The sequence below is a fragment of the Zunongwangia sp. SCSIO 43204 genome (assembly GCF_019904275.1).
Taxonomy (GTDB): Bacteria; Bacteroidota; Bacteroidia; order Flavobacteriales; family Flavobacteriaceae; genus Zunongwangia; species Zunongwangia mangrovi.
Genome location: NZ_CP063204.1, coordinates 1,928,566 through 1,946,640 on the forward strand (window position 1 = coordinate 1,928,566; position 18,075 = coordinate 1,946,640).

Annotated in this window: 15 protein-coding genes; 9 read left to right on the plus strand and 6 right to left on the minus strand. The window is 35.7% G+C overall.

All coding sequences use genetic code 11. The features are described 5' to 3' along the window. The first annotated feature begins 71 nt into the window (after positions 1-71). From INR75_RS08490 to INR75_RS08500, 3 genes are all read left to right on the plus strand, one after another. Positions 72-443 carry a hypothetical protein gene (locus tag INR75_RS08490; RefSeq protein WP_255584680.1) on the plus strand — a complete coding sequence of 124 codons (372 nt, stop codon included), beginning with the start codon at positions 72-74 and terminating at the stop codon, positions 441-443. Positions 444-464: 21 nt separating this feature from the next. Beyond that, positions 465-1,388, plus strand: a complete 924-nt coding sequence (locus tag INR75_RS08495; protein ID WP_223091545.1) for a helix-turn-helix transcriptional regulator — start codon at positions 465-467, stop codon at positions 1,386-1,388. A 136-nt stretch (positions 1,389-1,524) separates the two neighbouring features. Then, entirely contained in the window at positions 1,525-1,890 is a 366-nt protein-coding gene (locus INR75_RS08500; protein WP_249603357.1) for a DUF6520 family protein, read from the plus strand. Positions 1,891-1,965: 75 nt separating this feature from the next. Here the strand turns inward: INR75_RS08500 and INR75_RS08505 are convergent, their stop codons facing one another. From INR75_RS08505 to INR75_RS08515, 3 genes are read right to left on the minus strand one after another with little or no spacing between them, the layout of a single operon-like run. Beyond that, positions 1,966-4,797: a pitrilysin family protein gene (locus tag INR75_RS08505; protein ID WP_255584681.1), complete on the minus strand. Its 2,832-nt coding sequence runs from the start codon at positions 4,795-4,797 to the stop codon at positions 1,966-1,968. Next, positions 4,784-6,175 carry a RagB/SusD family nutrient uptake outer membrane protein gene (locus INR75_RS08510; RefSeq protein WP_223091546.1) on the minus strand — a complete coding sequence of 464 codons (1,392 nt, stop codon included), beginning with the start codon at positions 6,173-6,175 and terminating at the stop codon, positions 4,784-4,786. Before INR75_RS08510 ends, INR75_RS08505 begins: the two co-directional genes overlap by 14 nt. Positions 6,176-6,185: 10 nt before the next feature. After that, on the minus strand, positions 6,186-9,161 hold the full coding sequence (locus INR75_RS08515) for a SusC/RagA family TonB-linked outer membrane protein (protein WP_370629893.1): 2,976 nt from the start codon (positions 9,159-9,161) through the stop codon (positions 6,186-6,188). Positions 9,162-10,170: 1,009 nt separating this feature from the next. Between INR75_RS08515 and INR75_RS08520 the strand changes: the two genes are divergently transcribed. Then, a complete protein-coding gene (locus INR75_RS08520) occupies positions 10,171-10,644 on the plus strand; it encodes a hypothetical protein (protein WP_223091548.1) in 474 nt (157 codons plus the stop codon). A gap of 215 nt (positions 10,645-10,859) precedes the next feature. Here the strand turns inward: INR75_RS08520 and INR75_RS08525 are convergent, their stop codons facing one another. Together INR75_RS08525 and INR75_RS20450 are read right to left on the minus strand one after the other, a co-directional pair. After that, complete coding sequence (locus INR75_RS08525) at positions 10,860-11,099, minus strand: hypothetical protein (RefSeq protein ID WP_223091549.1); 240 nt, start codon at positions 11,097-11,099, stop codon at positions 10,860-10,862. Positions 11,100-11,213: 114 nt separating this feature from the next. Then, entirely contained in the window at positions 11,214-11,582 is a 369-nt protein-coding gene (locus INR75_RS20450; protein ID WP_255584682.1) for a hypothetical protein, read from the minus strand. Between the two features lie 102 nt (positions 11,583-11,684). Here INR75_RS20450 and xerA point away from each other — a divergent pair, with 102 nt between their 5' ends. From xerA to INR75_RS08540, 3 genes are all read left to right on the plus strand, one after another. Beyond that, positions 11,685-12,776, plus strand: coding sequence for a site-specific tyrosine recombinase/integron integrase (xerA, locus tag INR75_RS08530; protein ID WP_255584683.1), 1,092 nt, complete (start codon positions 11,685-11,687; stop codon positions 12,774-12,776). 83 nt (positions 12,777-12,859) lie between these two features. Further along, positions 12,860-13,624, plus strand: coding sequence for an AraC family transcriptional regulator (locus INR75_RS08535; RefSeq protein ID WP_370629894.1), 765 nt, complete (start codon positions 12,860-12,862; stop codon positions 13,622-13,624). 50 nt (positions 13,625-13,674) lie between these two features. After that, positions 13,675-14,214, plus strand: a complete 540-nt coding sequence (locus INR75_RS08540; RefSeq protein WP_223091552.1) for a dihydrofolate reductase family protein — start codon at positions 13,675-13,677, stop codon at positions 14,212-14,214. An 850-nt stretch (positions 14,215-15,064) separates the two neighbouring features. Here the strand turns inward: INR75_RS08540 and INR75_RS08545 are convergent. Further along, positions 15,065-16,051, minus strand: a complete 987-nt coding sequence (locus INR75_RS08545; RefSeq protein ID WP_223091553.1) for an IS110 family transposase — start codon at positions 16,049-16,051, stop codon at positions 15,065-15,067. Positions 16,052-16,347: 296 nt separating this feature from the next. On the opposite strand from INR75_RS08545, the gene INR75_RS08550 reads away from it, so the two are divergent. Together INR75_RS08550 and INR75_RS08555 are read left to right on the plus strand one after the other, a co-directional pair. Beyond that, positions 16,348-17,196, plus strand: coding sequence for a hypothetical protein (locus INR75_RS08550; protein WP_223091554.1), 849 nt, complete (start codon positions 16,348-16,350; stop codon positions 17,194-17,196). A 40-nt stretch (positions 17,197-17,236) separates the two neighbouring features. Beyond that, entirely contained in the window at positions 17,237-18,073 is an 837-nt protein-coding gene (locus INR75_RS08555; RefSeq protein WP_223091555.1) for a hypothetical protein, read from the plus strand. Positions 18,074-18,075: the final 2 nt, after the last annotated feature.

Sequence of the window (18,075 nt, forward strand, 5' to 3'; positions counted from 1 at the left end):
ATGCCTGGATACCGGGCTATTGAGACATATTGATTTTTTATTTATATTAGTGATATTCAAATTTTTACGGGATGATGGTGGATGGTACATACGCAAAAATGTGGATTTCCCATGGAATTTTCTATTTTATCTATAAAGAGATATATGAGATTGATGGGTCTATGGCTAAGACGATTGTAAGTGAACGCTTACAACTTCAAAACGAGAATTCCTATCCTATATTTTGCGATTTACGAGGCGTGACCACAGCACAAAAGCAAGCCAGGGATTATTTGGCCATTGAAGGTAGCAATTTGACTAAAGCCCTCGCTCTGCTGGTAGAAGATGAGCTTGCCATGAAGGTTGCCCGCCTCTATGTAAAAGCAAGCGAACCGCCATATCCTACCCGGATATTTACTGATAGGGACAAGGCACTTTCGTTTCTACAGGACTATATAAAGTAACCCATACTAAAAACTATAATTATGAAAAAACAAATGAGTAAGGAGGATAAAATGAGATTCGATTCGTTATGCAATCAAATTATCGAGATTGCCTGTGGTAATTTTATGTTTCGACAAGAATCATCTGGTGGTAGAGATCCTTTTGATACTATTTCATTGTTATTGAACATGATGTCTGAGGAGATTGAGGATTCCTGTTTTAACCCCCAGCAGTCGATGGAACATCCCGAATTACATTTTGTAATTTTTTTGGATAAAGAGTATCACATAAGCTCGTATACTTCCGAAACCCCTCAAATACTGCAATGGGATAAAGAATACTGGGGCAGGCCAGTATCGGAAATTCTTTCAAATATTTCGGTTAACATGTTAAAAGAGGAACTGCGTTTAAACGGGGATAAAAACTATCAGCGATTACTCTTCCTAGATTTTGTAATTAAAAATAATAAATTCTATAGAACTTCTTGCACTGTACAGAAAATGATAGGCGTTGATTCGGATATTTCTTATGTAATTAATGTTTTTCGTTTCAATAATAAAGAAAGGGAAGATGGGGAAAAAAGGGCTACTGCCCGCTCATCGAAGTCAGAAAAAAAAGAAAGTACCGCAACAAAATCCCTGGTTAAGCAAGTACGTCTATATATTCTTCGAAATCTTCATAAGGAACTCCCTTCCCTTAAAGAATTGGGACTTATTCATCGTACCAATAAAACGAAGCTCAAAGAAGAATTTAAGAAGATGTATGGGACCACAATACCCAGGTTTCATATGCAAAAGAGGCTGGAAAAAGGCGCACTATTAATCCGTACTACAGAAATACCGATTTCTATCATTAGCCAAAAATGCGGTTTTAAAGATCATTCTCATTTTTCCAGGAAGTTTAGGCTTCAATTCGGAGAGACTCCTTCGCAATACAGAATAGAAAATTCCTTGTCATCATCATAACAGAATAGCTTTTAGGCTTTAGCGACCATTTTATTTGAGGTTATTTGATGAAATTTACTATTGTAAATGATCGTAGCCTTTAATAGGAACTACTTTCGACTTCCAGTGATGTCCTGGAAATTTACACCAAAGAAGAATGACAAATCTTTTTGCGCAGAAAGTAGGAGAAGCCGAAAATCCTTCAAAGAGTAGGTATATATTAAAACTTAATACCATGAAAAAGTTATTTTTAATTCCAGCAATGGCACTTCTTGTTGTTTTAGGCATGTCCTTTACAACACTTGTAAGTGAAAACGATCCAGAACCAAATGTACAAGCTCAAGACTATGTTCTAGTAAATGGTAATTGGCAGGCCATCCCAGAGCAAGCATGTACGGGAGGCGATGCAACCTGTCAAGTTCAATTTGGACAGGACGGTCCCGTTTATGATTTATACGATGAAATGGATCTGAACTCACTAAAGCAAGACAGTGAAGGAGGTCCAATTATAATTCAACCTTAGTATACGTTGGAATGGAGATAAAGCACATTGGCAAAGACTGCCAATGTGCTTTTTTTAATGCCTATTTGTAAGGCTCTAGTACACCGTTTCTTTTGGTAGGATAAGAAATGTTTGCTGATATGCTGTAATAAGGTAATTCTGAATAGCTTCATTGACTTCCTTCAGGGATATGAAATTCTTTAAAAGCGAGGGATATTGCAATATCCAATCCTCTGGGTTTTCTTTATTTTTAATGGCATTTTTAAGGTAATCTGGCCAGAAATTGAAATAGCCAAAACTATTGATGTCGCGTTGATATTCGTTTAGTTTTAAATTTATTGTAGCATCCAACCAGCCCTGATCGACCCCGGTTTTCTGGAATTTCATAACCTCCTCTTCGGCATAATCAAGCATACGTTGTTCATTGCCCAATTCACTATCAAAATTGATGAAAAATGTGTATATCCCTTTTTTCTTATCCAGCCAGTATCCACTAGCCCGTGGACTATACGATCCTATTCGTAATCTTTTATTGATCTGTTCATTAAAACCCGAATTAATGATATCTAATATCACCTGTGATTTGCTATCGACCGGAGTCTTGATCTTTACGGGATAATAGACTTCTGCAAAAGCCTGATTTAATCTTTCAAGTCTGATGGTATCGTTTCGTTTTCTTAAACTGAACGCTTTTGAAACAGGCGGTAGATCATCTTCTTTTTTGGATACAGGCAAGGCTGCAAAATACTTCTGTACTTTTTTAAGCAGTAAGTCAGTAGTAAAGTCTCCGCTTATAATAAAGGTGTAATTCTTAAAATCGGAAAAGTGTTTTTTATATTCACTAAGTAAAAGTTCTCTGCTTATGGTATCTAAAATTTCTTTGTCAACAGATGGGGCATCCGGATACCAGATTTTTTTAATTTTCCCTCGAAAAAAATCCGATCCTCCCCTGATGGCAAGTAAAGCTTTTTCTTTTTCCTTCCAGGAAGTAAAGGCAGCCGTATCCTTATCAGGTTCCTCTATTTTTAGAAAAAATAATTTAAAAAAATCTTCCAAATTTTTCTCCTTAAATGTTCCTTCGATAACAAAGTCGTTTTCATCCGTTCCAAAATGGAGTTTTAAATGATGCGCTTCTAAATAGTGAGCCACCTGAAATTTATTAAAACCTCCGGTTCCAGAGTAAGAAGCATAAGAATGTGCTAATATTTTCGATCGTATATTTTTATTGTTATGGCCGGTAACCAGTGGTTTAAAACCCAAAATTTCTATTTGGTTTTTAAATACCTCTGATCTTGGTTTGGAAGGCTTTAACCATACATCAATTCCATTAGTTAACTTTACCCGGGTAACCCCAATGAGGTTTGTGGATGCATCACCTATAGTATGACTGCCACCACTATATTTTAAAATACTATCAGATAGTTCAATGTTAAGGAGGGGCGGATTGAAAGCGATAGGGGTATTAGAAACCTCTTTTAATAGGTCTATCATTTTCTTTGTACCCGGTAGATTATTTTGAGGGATATTAATGAAAATAAAGTCCTTATTTTTAAGTAGATTGGCCTTCTTATCAGCAAATTGCTGTACCTCGTTTACGTTTATATTAGATAAAAGATCATAAAGTTCTTTTTGTGTTTTCGTAGAAGGCACGGCAGATCCTTGAATAAAATTGTCAAGGTAAGCCTCGACAAGGTTTACATTGTTGTTGTAAGCCATGCTAAATTCTGATTTTAGGGTTTTCCCGGCTTCATGTACTTCATGATCTGTTATCCCTGAAAATAATGATTTATATGCCGTTAAGGCGGCATGAATCTTTTTATCAATAGCTGTGGGATCATCATCTAAATTTACCTCCATAGCCGACACTACTACCTGTTCTTTAAAACCATTAGAAGTAGTATGCCGGTTTATATAATTAGAAAAAGGAGGATCATACTGCTTCTGAAGTACTTGCGACCTGTTTTGCGCTATATAATTAACTATCTTTTGCAAAAACATATGGTAATAGTCCCTTTTTGAAATTTTATTGTAATCGTAATTTTTCTCCTTTATAAACATCGTTAGCCTTCTCCCGGGATCAATACTATCTTTCAATGTTGCATATTGATTATTTCCTTTAAGCTCAATTGCGAATTTTTTTATAATATCTTCATCATCTTTCTGGTTTTTTGGATTTTTTAAATCCGAAAAATTTTTCTCAATCAAGATTTGAATACTGTCAAGATTTATATCCCCAACAATAATCGCAGCTTGCCTATCAGGCCTGTACCAATCTTTATAGAATTTCTTTAATGGGCCCATGTTTAAGTGTTTAATATTTTTCACTATGCTTTCCTTGGAGTATATTGGAAATTCAACATTTTGTAATAGTATTTCTCCATACTTCTTATTCAGCCATTGCTGATAAGGATTCTTAGTTCTCATTTCCCCCAGAACGGCGCCCCGTTGAACAGCTACCTGAGATTGATCAAACTTTATTTCTGCTGCCCAGGATTTTAATGCATTTAATCCTAATGCTATTTTTTCATTATTAGCATCGGGGATAACGATCTGGTATTTCGTAACAACTTGTCCTGTTTGCGCTCTAGGGATCATCCCTTCATACTTTACCCTGGCATGAAAATCAGTTGGATTCTTATTAAATAGCGCTACATGTTCCAGAAGATGGGCATATCCTTCCTGGGATCGCGTCTCGAAAAAGGAGCCTGCTTTGACGGCAAGCTTCATATAGACTTCCTTTTTAGGCTCCTGAGTTTTCTTTATATAATACGTAAAGCCATTATCCAGGGTTCCATACCGCACACTACTATCCAATGCGATGGGATCATTAGTTACTTGAGGTGGGAGGGATTGAGCAGTCAACCCCCAGGTATGAAGTTTAAGGATTAGGATCATCGCGATAGATATACATTTTTTAATAGCCATCATTCTGGGTTAAATTTGGATTTTTAATAAGCTCCTGGGTGGGAATGGGATATAAGAGATCACCGGAATCCCATAGTGGGTCTGACCCGAAAATAGACTGCGCTCTTTTGCTTCTTTTAAGATCGAGCCAACGATGGCCCCACTCGGTAAAAAGCTCTTTCTGTCGTTGGATAAATAGTTCATCCAGTAGCATTGTTTCTGATTGTGCTTCAAAGGGGAGCAAGTTTGCCCGTTCACGGATGATATTTAAATCATTTTGTGCTTCAGACAATTTTCCTTGATGTACCCTTGCTTCGGCCCTTATTAAATATTGCTCTGCTAATCGTAACACCATTGAATATTCTATAATTGGAAAATCGGAACTGGTGCGTATTTTATATTTATGGGCGAAATACGCGTTTAGGGATTCGTTATATCCAATCCAGTTTGCAAGACGTTTATCTTCTTCCTGAAATGTATTTACAAGTCCTTCTCGCAGTTGTATACTGGCAAAAAATGAAAAGACAGGATCGATAACAAAAATGTTTCCGTCATTGGTATTAGTGGCTATCCCACCGCCGCCAATGGGCGAAATTTGCCAGATGGCCTCACGACTATTCGCTAGAAATACGGTATTTAAACTATCCAGTATTTGATAAGTGGAAGATTCGTTTATCACTTCAGTACTAAGCATTTCAGCCATTTGCCATTCCTCATTATATAAATAGACCCTTGCCAACAGTGCCGTTGCGGCAAATTTATTTGCAGTGATTCTTTCTCCAGTGCGGTAAGAGGGATTTAAAACTTCAGAAGAAAATTCAAGATCATCAATAATTTGTTGATACACTATATCGATACCGGCATTTTCAGCAAGGGCATTACGCTCATAGTTTGTGGTAAGGATTAAGGGAACCGATCCATAAAGGTTCACCAAATTAAAATAGGTAAAAGCCCTCACAAAACGAGCTTCTCCTTCCAATTGAATGGCCAGATCGGGACTTATTTTCTCTGAATTGTACAGTCCTTCCAGGAATGCATTGGTCATATAGATGATATTATAGGCACTGGACCATAATTCCAGATTATAGGAATTCTCTGGATTAATTTGGTGTTCCTGAAACTCCATCCTGTCCAGATTGGAAGTATTAATGTTTTTGAGATTATCTGACGATAAACCGGATACTACCGAAATGCTATTCCAGGAGCCGTTTGAGAAAGCCGACAGGTACAATTGGTTGTAAATACCTGTTAAGGCACTAATAGCGGTTTGCTCACTATCAAAGACCTGGCTTCGTACCAGTTTATTGGTAGGAACATCTATAGATACCAAATCCTCACAGCCAAAATGTAGGACTACAGTTAGCGCAAAAAGTATTTTAATGATTGTTCGATTCGATTTCATATACTGGGTTTTAAAATTTTAATTGTAATCCTCCTGAGATGGTACGAAGATTACCAATAGATGATCCGCCTACCGGAGATTCCGGGTCTAAGCCTTTATAAGAGGTAAGCGTGATAAGGTTTTGAGCATTAAGAAATAACTGGCACTGTTGAAGCCCTAGTTTTCCGGCTATTTTTTCCAGGTTGTAAGAAGCGGCCAGGGTTTTTAAGCGTAGGAATGAACCATCCTGATTAAAGACCGAACTATTTAGCGCATTGCTGTATGCCACGCTACCCTGATAAGAAGTAGTGGGAATTTGCAAGTTGGGCTCACTTAGATAAAAAGCTAGTATATTACTTGTGCGGCCGGCATTAAGATAAGATAGTCTACCGGGTTGTTTTACAAACTCCCAGAGGAATTGAAGATGAAAATTTTTATAGGTAATATCATTGCTAATGCCACCAAAGAATTCGCGGTTACGATCTTGAATATTTATTCTGTCTTGTATATCTAGCCTTCCGTCTTCATTAACATCTTGAAAAGTGTATAAACCGGTTTCCGGGTCTACTCCCGTATAATTGTAGTTTAAAACAATGTTAAGCGGATACCCTACTTTATATACATTGGCATAGGAAGATTGTTCTATCTCTGGATAACTAATAAGCTCATTTTTTTGTCTGCTAAGGTTAAAAGAGGTTGTCCAACTAAAATTGTTATGACGAATATTGTAGGTGGTAAACTCCACTTCAATCCCCCTGTTCTCGACAGTAGCAGGAAGGTTTGCCTGTACCGTCTGAAATCCTGTGATGGCGGGCAGGGGATAGCCTACCAATTGATTGGAAGAACGATTGCGGTACCAGCTGAAACTAAAATTTATCCGATCATTTAAAAGGCCCAGTTCCACGCCGGCTTCTAATTTCTTGTTTACCTCCCAGGAATAGTCTGGATTGGCAAGGGAGGTGGGGTATAATCCCCCGGGGCCCCTGGTCGCTTCATAAGCATCCAAATAGCCATAATCACCAATCTGGTCATTTCCTGTACTTCCGTAACTTCCCCGTAGTTTTCCGAAGGATAAAAAGGGAAGCTGATTTTCGATAAATTGCTCTTCGGTAAAAATCCAGGCTACCCCTACAGCACCAAAATTAGAAAACCTGTTGTTGGGGCCAAAACGGCTGGAACCATCCCTTCTTGCGGTTAGATTTACATAGTATTTTTGATCCCAGTTAAAACCAAACCGGGAGAACAAAGCGGCATAGCGGTATTGGGTACTTGCACTTTGGGCATTGATGATCATTTCAGCTGCGGCCAGATTCCCTATAAGGGATTCTGTAGCATAGTCCGTTCCCTGCAAGCTCTCGCGAGAAGAGTTTTCTGCCTGTAATGTGGCTCCCAGTATAAAATTGCCTTCCAATTGTCCAAATTTGGAATAATAAAGAAGTTGCGGCTCTATTATCCAGGAGGTCCTACTGGTGTTTAAGTGGGCAGACCTGTTTTGGGGATTCTCTGCCGGGTTATAGGATCTTCCCGGTAATTTTCTTAACTCGTCTGTGGTATAATTGGTGTACCCCAAACTGGTTTTTAACTCTAAACCTTGTAAAATCTCATAAGAAAGATAGATATTGGCTATAAAACTACGGGTCTGTGTATTGCTCTCATTAAAATAGCCCTCTAGCGGATTGGGAATGCCGGCAGCACTCCAATCTTCCCAGTTTAATGATCCATCCGGGTTAAATACGGTGGGGGCATTAGGGGGTAACAAAAAAACAGAAGGCCCTAAATTTAAGTTGCCGGCCAGCTCATTATGGTCAATCCCATAATTTATGGAAGTTCCCAGATTAAACTTTTGATCTTCCGAATAATGATTTAAGCTAAGATTGCCGGTAATTTTATGATAATTATAATCTGCCGGATAAATAGTACCTTGCCGAAGATAAGAACCTCCTAATCTATAAGTGGTATTTTCACTGCCACCTGTAAAGGAAAGATTGGCATTGGTCGTTTGTGCTTGCCCGCCAAATACAAAATCCTGCCAGTCGGTATAGCGATCCTGGTCCCAGAGCAGTAAATCATAAGCATTCTTTACTGTGGGGTCTATCCCTTCATTTTCAAAAGCTTGCTGTCTTAGTTGTAAATACTGTGGGGTGGTTAGTAGATCTAACCTCCGCGGTACGGTAGAGATCGCGGTATAGATTCTGGCTTCCAGACCGGTACCGATTTTATTTCCCGATTTGGTGGTAATAAGTACCACCCCATTGGCACCCCTGGAGCCATAGATTGCCGTGGCATCAGCATCCTTTAAAACTTCGATGCTTTTTATATTTGAAGGATTTAGATTATTTAAAGGATCGATACCTGACGAACTTAATAGGGAATTGCTTTCGGTAGGGATGGAACTTATAGGTACGCCATCGATGATATACAAAGGATAATTTCCTTCTTCCCGAAGGCTGTTTGTTCCCCTGATTCTTATGGTTGCAGCCGCCCCGGGGTTCGCGCCACCCATAGTAACCTCTACCCCAGCCATTCTGCCCTGTAATGCTTGCAGCGGACTAATGACCGGCTGGTTTTCGATTTCCTCGGCCGTAACTCTCGCAATATTTCCTGTGCTTTCCCTTTTGGTGGTATTATAATAACCGGCATTGATTTTCACTTCGCCAAGAGCGGCGATATCGTCTTCCAGTTGGATGTTGATTACCTCTCGACCGTCTATGGGTACTTCCCGGGTTTTATAACCGATATAAGAAAAAACCAAAGTAGCGTTTGCGGGAGCGGTAATATGATATTCACCGTCTAAGTTCGTGACCACACCCCGTTTGGTATCTTTTAAAATAATGCTCACGCCGGGAATGGGAAGACCGTTTTGATCTGTTACCGTCCCGGTAATTTGTTGTTGTTGCAAGAGCAGGGGAGTAGGGTTTGCTGCATGTGCAGCTTTAGGTAGGAACAAGAGTATCCCACCTATAATTATTAGCGCCACGTATATATGGCACGAGTAATTATTTTTCATAATTTTACGTGTGATTTAAATGAAACAATGTTTTATTTAAGCTTAAGCCTTCCCCGTCCAGACGCCAATCTCGCGGGAAGGTTCTTTTAGCTGTTGCCATAAAAGACTAATTCTTACATTTTAAATTGAGTGTTTGTTAAGTTTATATTCTTATAATTGTTGATTTTAAAAGTTAATATTTGTTTTCTTTCATACCTGTGATGGCAGACCTGGAAAGTTTTTCTAAAAATTAGCGGCTAACTGTTTACTTTTAGCGCCACTAATTACCAGCCACGATTTGCGTTTCACTTTTAAGACTTCCTAACTCAATCTTTAAAAACCGGCCCAGCTTGCCTGTAATAGCAAATATTGGATTTGCACGACAAAGAAAAACGTCCTATTTTTAGCATTGCGAGTACTAGAAAAATATGGAGGTCTATACCCTCATGGCTATACCCATGTGGTTTGCACAGGTACCAGACCGGTAACACCGGGCAAAAGGCAGGGCTTTTTGACACCGGCTACGCCCAAATTATTCTAGTGGACGCTTGATGTTTTTTGAAATAGGTTGTAACGATTGGGGCTGTGGTTTACTGTTATGAAAGGAGAAAAAATACTTATGCCGCAATATGCCGCAAAAGTGTTTAGCAGGATATGTGGTTCTCGTTTTCATAAAAATCATTTATGGTTAACGAGTCTCTGTTACAAATACAAAAGGCTGGGGCTATTCCCTGTCTTTGTCCAGGCACTAGCACTAGCCCCAAACCCGACATTCGATAGACACCCAGCCCAAAGAGTTGTGCAAAAGTACACAATATCTTTAGACATGGGTTTTTAATCTACCGCCTCGGATTTGAGTATGAATGTGCTAGTTTCGGACTCAGAGGCTCTTAAAAACTCATGCTCACCAAATTAGGTGATCATTTTTTATTTTTCATTCCAACTCTCAGTTGGTTGAGAATCAAATATAAAATAATATTTAAAAACAGCAAAAATATTTGCTGTTAATTTTTGATTTAAAAATAACAAATTGAATAACAATATATTAAGTACAGATTTTTTCCTTAAGTTTATTTTTAAATTAATTTCGAAGGAATATTCCGGAAAGTCTAAAAAGAACTTAGAAAATGTTATTGAAGATATAGTTGGGACAAGAAACCTTGTTTTAGCCGAATCTTTTTATAATGTTACGCAACTACTAAATATAAATATTGATGTTGTGTGTGATAAACTCTTTAAAGATTATAAATTCAAAAGGCTCCATTTAATATCTGAATCTGATAATAAGTTAAAGAATTTTTTGTCACCCTTCGTAAAAGGCTCAAAAGATATTGCCCTTGCTGCAAATATTGAAAATACCAGATTTAGCAGATTGTTAAAAGGTGAATTTGTTCATCTATACCCTAGTGAAGTATATGGTATTTCTAAGTCACTTGATATCAAACCAAGCCAACTTTTTAATTATTTGTATGGTGACGGAGAGCGACCGAAGATAGAAATATGATCACAAAATACTGTCCAACCTTCAGCTTACGAAATGATGCAATTTTTAAAAGTAAATATTAAAAATTTGAAAGATAGGAGTCGTTAACTAATCATGTTTGGAGTTTAAAGCAGTATTAAAAAAACATCAACTCATATTTTTGTTTATTGTGATCAAAATTTAAATAATCTAATGATTGCATTTTATGTTATCGATTGAACTTAGATAATAATGATTTAAATATTAAGATCAGTATACTTATCCATAATTTCACCGGTCACAAAACTTTTAAGACCAATGATTTTATTTTCCCTATTATTATATTCTATTTCCACAAAAAATTTGAAAAGTGCGTAAACGGCAAAACGGGAATTCCCCGCTATTATCATATCCAAGAAATCCCCCTGGGTAAATAATAAATCGTATTGCTCATGATCTGATAATAGTTTATATTGGTAAAGTGTCAAAGCCTTCATAATCAAAAATCTATTAAAAGTAAAAGTAATGAAGCATGTTAATATCTGTTGCTATTAGCAAGATTTTCTAGCATTAATCCAAATCTAGGATTGTAATGATTTGGTTATAATAAGCTATTTGCGCATATATTCCTGCCATTGTACAATCAGATATTTATTTTTACCTGATTTTTTTAGGTCTAGAAAACCATAATCATAAACAAAAAAGTATACATCCCCTCTGGAATTTTTCCAATAATGAGTGAAAAAACCGGGATTAAAACCGTCGTTTAGGAGTGCTGATTTCCTTACCGTAGTATACCCTTTGTAATTATAGGTTTTTAAAATCTTTCGGTTTATTTTTAGTTGACGATCGATCTCGAAATAAAAAGCCTCTGTTTTTTGTCTTGTTTCATACTGGTGAACGGATTTACATTTGGTCGAACAAAATTTTTTATCCGACCTACCAATAATACGTGATTCACAAACCGGGCACCTCTTCATAGCAATAAACGTATATTATACGACTAATATACCGCTAATATTTTTAAAATGCTGTAATATTGAACAATGGGTTCGATTAAAAATATTACACTGTATAATCTGATGATCAATAATCAGAAGGTGATTGGTATCAGGTTCGCTCCAGATAAGGTTATACAGGCACTTATAAAAAGTCTGGATAGCCCAAAGTGGAGCCCTAAGTACCACTTGGTCTATATCCCCAATAGCAAAGAAAATCTGGCACAATTGAATAATACGTTTAAAGGAGTTGCCTGGATCAATTATAATCGTTTCTTAACCAACAGGCCTATAAACACCGGTAATGAAAAGGTAGATGCGGATTGGTTTCGTCACAGAAGCCTCCCCGATAATTATCGCCGTTGTCCTGAAGATTACCTGCTTAAATTAGAATTGAAACGTTATGCCGTAAATACAGTACGAACCTATGTGAGTTTTTTTGAACAGTTTATCAATTACTATCCCGATAAAGACCCATATACACTAAATGAAACGCATATACGCGCTTACCTGCAAAGGCTCATTCGCCAGGAAAAGTCAAACTCCTATCTCAACCAGGCCATCAATGCTATAAAATTTTATTATGAAGTGGTATTGGGTATGCCCAATCGTTTTTATGAAATCGAACGCCCCAGAAAAGCATATAGGCTCCCACAGGTTATTTCGAGGGAGGAAGTGCTATCCATAATAGCCCATACCAACAATCTAAAACATAAATGCATCGTCCAGCTTATCTATGGTTCCGGCTTACGAAGAAGTGAATTACTGAATTTAAAAATCAATGATATCGATAGCAAGAGAATGCTGGTAAGGATAAAACAGGCCAAAGGGAATAAGGATCGACTAAGCCTATTATCTCATAATGCATTATTAAATTTAAGAACTTATTATAAAATCTGGAAACCAAAAGAATATCTCTTTGAAGGTCAAAAGGGGGATCGGTATTCTGGCCAGGCCGTAGTAAATATCATAAAGAACGCGGCCCTAAAAGCTAAAATTTCTGTTGCAGTAACCCCGCATATATTAAGACATAGTTTTGCAACGCACTTGTTAGAGGCAGGAGTAGATTTGAGACAAATACAAGTGCTACTTGGGCATCAATCCACAAAAACCACTGAAATTTATACGCATGTAGCCACAAATACTTTTAAAACAATAAAAAATCCTCTAGATTAGTGTTTTAACTAAAATGGATATAACACAACTTGTTGTGTTATCCGTACGTTGGCATTCATATAAAAACAACACAGTGAAATTCCTTGAAAAACACTAAAACATATAGACCAAGTTATCGGCTTAGTAATTACATTGATTTAATTTGGATTGGAGGAAACGTAGATTACGAAATTCAATCAACGCACCACGCACCAATGTTTACCGAATTGATATTTAATTATGGCGGCACATTTTCTGTGAATGGACAAAATGTTAAGGAATTCAATTTTCAAAACAACAAACAAATACTTTCAGGATTAAAAACGGAACCTTTTCTTACTCAAACATCAGGGGAATACTTAAATGTAGGACTCATTTTGAAACCGTTTTGTTATGGATTAATTTCAAAACAAATTGAGAAAAACAACATTCAAGATTTATCAAAAATCTTGTTCGAACAGTTTTTTGTTCAGCAAAAACCAGATATAAGCAAAATTGAAACGGAATTATCAAAATGGTTTCTAAAGACAAGCATAGATAATCATTTCGTGAAATTTGAAAATTATCTAAATAAAAAACTATCTGAACCTTTAAGAATAAAAGATTTTAACGAATTGATTTCAATCTCGCAGAAAAGTTTCATTCAAAAGTTCAAAAATAATTTTCTGATTACACCAAGCGAATACGTAAAACTAAAACAAGTTAACCACGCCATTATCAATCTTAAAGCTAAAAAGTATATTAACTTAACAAGTTTAGGACTGGAATGCGGATTTTACGACCAATCACATTTCATTAGAACATTTAAAAAGTACAGCGGATTAACGCCCAAAAAGTTTTTAAACAGGGTAAATTCTGTACAATTTTAGAAAATTATTATCGCATAATTTTGCATTAAATTTCTAAATAAAGAACAGTTATGGATAAAAAAAACAAGGTGTTTATCGCAACTAGCTTAGATGGGTATATCGCAGATAAAAATGGTGGACTTGACTGGTTACATTCAATACCAAACCCTGAAAATGATGATATGGGTTATGCTGCGTTTAATGAAAATATAGATGCACTTGTAATGGGAAGAACAACTTTTGAAACTGTAATAGGTTTTGATGTTCCTTGGCCATATAGCAAACCAGTTTTTGTACTCAGTAATAGTATGAAAGAAATTCCCGAAAGCCATAAAGGCAAAGCATTTTTGGCAAACGGAACTTTGACACAAATTTTGGAGCAGATACACGCAAAGGGGCATTTTAACTTATACATAGATGGAGGAACAACAATTAGCAATTTTTTAAAAGAAGACTTAATTGACGAAATGGTATTAACCCGAATTCCAATTTTATTGGGCGGTGGACATTCTTTATTTTCAGAGTTATCAGAGCAATTAAAATTTAAACTGGTAGAATCAAAGGTATTTCTGAATCAAATAACACAAAGCCACTACAAACGTGTGAAATAAAATACGAAATGCCAACAATGTATAAAAGTAATAGCGGTTTAGGTGCAAACTCGAACCGCTATTTCATTTTATTTAAGTATCTTACAAGCCTAAAAGCAAGTGCGAAAACCCGCTACTACTTTTATACGAGACCGTTGTAAAAAATAGCTCCTGACCCAATCTCCCTCTGAAAATAGAACTGTCCGCAGAAAAAATTATATTCAAAATTCGATAAAATCAGAACAAATTTTTTAGATTTTAAAGAAATGAAAAACTGATAAAATCACTTTCTGAAAATCTTTTAAAACTAAAATGGAACTAAATGGATTAGCAACAACGCGAACAAATAATAAGAAAAAATAGTGGTGAAATTATATAAAATCGGACGCTTTTTCACTGAACTGTTTAAAAGATCTTGTCGTAAATTCAAATTCGGTTTAAGTGCAAATTAAGAACTGAAAAAGCCGATCATAACTCAGAACCAATCTCTCCCAAAAAATTATAATTGAAAAATTCAGCTAAAAATTAAAATGCAACGCTGGAGAAATTTAAAATTGTGAATTTTTACTATCAATTTTAAACTTGAAAAACCTCTCTCTCATTTTTTGAAAATAAAAGTAAAATCTGATCAGAGCTAATATTCGATAAATCCAACAATAATTTTTAAAAGAATAAATAAACGGATAATTTTATATCAGAGCGTATCGCTACATTTTACAACAACGATTAATCGCAAATAGCGGCATTTAGATAAAAAAGTGTTATTTTAGAAACCAAGCAAGAAAAGGCTAAACCGACAAATCCGCGTTCCTTATTCCGCTACTTGCGATAATCGTATTCCAAGGTTAAATCCAAGTTTTTTCTATTATTTTTAGGCTGCAAATTTTTGTAATTCCACATATGGAGTTCCTCTCTTTACTACTGCAAAAACTCTGGATAATAGCTTATTGCGAACATTATTTAGCGCAATCATTTTGAGTTTACCTTCCTCTCGCTTTTTCTTATAATACTGTCTCAATTCACTGTCATATTGAATGGCGGTACAGGCTGCCATGCTAAGTAGGCTCTTCATTTGCCGATCTCCAATGGGGTGGCATTTCCGTTTTTTGTGAATGCTACTTCCCGAACTATGGCCAAAGGGTGCCGTGCCACAATAACTCGAGAATTGTCGCCAGCTATCAAATCGTTTAAAATTGTCAGTGTGGTAAAGCAATTGAGCACCTACAATCAATCCTACACCTTTTAAAGAGGTAATCAACCTATAATTATGCGTTAATGTATCAGAAGTTCTTATAAGTGATTTTAGCTGCTTTTCTATTTTATTAATTTGTGAAGTCAGATGAGCTATAGAGCTTAAAAGTGTCTTGCAACAGGTATCTGTCGAACTACTGGTCAATAATTTCTTAAGCTCTGAAAGGGTATTCTTCAATCCTGTACGACTACGAACTAGCTGATCTCGTAAAGCCAGCAATCTACCTACTTCCAATAGTTCATTATTTTTAAGCTCACTCGGAGAAAGCTCCTCACGGTGAAGCCACCCATACCGTGCAATCATCTTTGCATCTACCACATCATTCTTCTCTCTTATTACTCCTGAAGAACGTTTGATCACTATGGGGTTCTCTTGTACATATGCCTGCTTCTTTGATGATAAATATAATGCTAACTTCAAGGAATAATGACCGGTATTTTCAAAACAAAAAAACACTTTTTCCTTCTCATCGTTAGCCCATTTCAAAAGGGCTTTATAACCCTTTACATCATTACTGAATTCTCGATGGATATTACGATTATAGGCGTAGCCATCTAATTTACTTTTCGAAACATCAATTCCGATTACTTCTTGGTAATTTTTCATACTTTTAAAAAATTATTATTTGAAGGGTGCATTAACTAACTCCTTTAACGGGTCCATAAAAAGACCTGGTATTCCAAATGGTTCTTGCTACCCGTATGAAGAATGGAGGACTCTTACGACTATTGGACCTGTAATCTCGAAACCGTTCTAGTTCTCCTCCTTCTTCATCTCAAAGGTATATTATTAATAAACGAAGTAAAGGAGACCGTTGTCTGCAACCCCAAAAAAAAATATTGCATTAGATTAGCAATTGGTTGCAAGCATTTAAAATTTTTCAAAACACCAAACTGATATAAATGAATAAAATCACAACGTTTTTGGATGAATATTTAGAGAAATCAAATAGAAAAGGTATTGGAGCTGTTGAAGCGAATGAATTATTAGCCAAATCAGGTATTTTAAAAGACAACGAAAGTAGAGCAGGAAAACCACTTCGAGATTTATTGCGAAAAGGAAATCTTCCTCACGCTTTTCAAATGGAAGGTAAGGGTTCAAGTTGGATAATTCCCCATTCAAATAACAATAAAAATAGGATATTAAATCATCTTTCTGTCAAAAGACAAACCAATGATAATGTAACTAATAAAACTTCAAAAAAAACTAATGAGCCAATCAGCACTTCGAAATTAAAGATACAACTTGACCAAGCAAGAAATAAATATAAACCAGAAAAAGTAAAATATTTACTTATTGCAGAAGCTCCTCCTGACAATTTGGAACGCTTTTTTTATTACGAAAATGTTTCCCAGCACGATTATCTTTTTTTAGGAATCGCAGAAGCTCTTTTTCCAGTCCTTAAAAATCAATTTATTGATAACGGTCGTAAACCCGAAACAAAAGAAATAATTTTACGCAAATTTCAACAAGAAGGATTTTATCTTTTAGATTTTTCGGAATTGCCACTCTCTTTATTAGAAAGTGATTTAAAATCACAATTACCAAATTTGATTGAGAGAACCAAACCCGTAATAAATGATGATACTCATATAATTTTAATAAAGGCTAATGTTTATGATTCAGTTTTCCATTCTTTAAATGCAAAATTCAAAAATGTAATTAACCAAAGAATAGCATTTCCAGGTCAAGGTTGGCAAAAGGAATTTCAAATTAAATTTAAAGAAGCATTAATTGTAGCTGGAATCTAAAGATAAGAGTGTTTGATATAAAACCAAAAGAAATAAAATAATGAAAAAACAATTTTTAACAGTACTGTTTTTAATAGGTTTAACAAGTATGTGTGGTTGTCAAAACAACTCGAATAGTACCGACACTAAAATAAAAGAAAACCGAGTCCAAGATTCAGTTTTAATTTTTAAAACGGATACTACAAAATTCTATTCTTTCACTGCCATAGACGAAAATGGAAAGTGGCAACCCGCAATTGCCAAAAAAGTAAATTATCATAAGATTGACCTAAAAGATAGAAGTCTTACATTCTTTTTTCAATTAGAAGGACAAGCCGATTGGGGTATAAGAAAAATGCATTTTGATTCTTTATCAATAGAAAAAACAGGAACATCATATTATTACAATTCTAAATATTTTGATAGAACTTTTTTAGACACTTTGAGTTCTAAAACAATTGCTCACGTTTTAGATGATTACAATTACATTCGTTTCATAAATCTAAAAAAAGTTGAAAATAGTGAACTGCAAAAACTTAAAATTAGAAAAGAGGATTTAGAATTATATCAAGAAGAAAAAGTTAATATAAGCAATCAAAATCAATTAGAGGATTTTGAATATTCAGATTATTGGCGGAAAGAGGCGTTTAAAACAACAATATTATTTGTTAAACAAAAATTAAAAGAAAGTACACCCAGCTGTGTAATGGTAAGTCGGAGTACTTACAATGCTAATCTTGTAAGATATATTGGTCAAAATGGGTATAGAATAAAGCTGTATGTAGAATTTGATTGTAATCAAAATTATATTAATCCATCATATTTTTGGGTAGATGCATTCTATTTAGGAAAAAACAATTGGGATTTAGCATTGATAGACCAAAAATTGACACATTAAAT

Coding starts and splice junctions, on each gene's coding strand:
- INR75_RS08490 (WP_255584680.1), top strand. CDS start 72: ATGATGGTGGATGGTACATACGCAAAAATGTGGATTTCCCATGGAATT.
- INR75_RS08495 (WP_223091545.1), top strand. CDS start 465: ATGAAAAAACAAATGAGTAAGGAGGATAAAATGAGATTCGATTCGTTA.
- INR75_RS08500 (WP_249603357.1), top strand. CDS start 1,525: ATGACAAATCTTTTTGCGCAGAAAGTAGGAGAAGCCGAAAATCCTTCA.
- INR75_RS08505 (WP_255584681.1), bottom strand. CDS start 4,797: ATGATGGCTATTAAAAAATGTATATCTATCGCGATGATCCTAATCCTT.
- INR75_RS08510 (WP_223091546.1), bottom strand. CDS start 6,175: ATGAAATCGAATCGAACAATCATTAAAATACTTTTTGCGCTAACTGTA.
- INR75_RS08515 (WP_370629893.1), bottom strand. CDS start 9,161: ATGAAAAATAATTACTCGTGCCATATATACGTGGCGCTAATAATTATA.
- INR75_RS08525 (WP_223091549.1), bottom strand. CDS start 11,099: ATGAAGGCTTTGACACTTTACCAATATAAACTATTATCAGATCATGAG.
- INR75_RS20450 (WP_255584682.1), bottom strand. CDS start 11,582: ATGAAGAGGTGCCCGGTTTGTGAATCACGTATTATTGGTAGGTCGGAT.
- xerA (WP_255584683.1), top strand. CDS start 11,685: ATGATCAATAATCAGAAGGTGATTGGTATCAGGTTCGCTCCAGATAAG.
- INR75_RS08540 (WP_223091552.1), top strand. CDS start 13,675: ATGGATAAAAAAAACAAGGTGTTTATCGCAACTAGCTTAGATGGGTAT.
- INR75_RS08545 (WP_223091553.1), bottom strand. CDS start 16,051: ATGAAAAATTACCAAGAAGTAATCGGAATTGATGTTTCGAAAAGTAAA.
- INR75_RS08550 (WP_223091554.1), top strand. CDS start 16,348: ATGAATAAAATCACAACGTTTTTGGATGAATATTTAGAGAAATCAAAT.
- INR75_RS08555 (WP_223091555.1), top strand. CDS start 17,237: ATGAAAAAACAATTTTTAACAGTACTGTTTTTAATAGGTTTAACAAGT.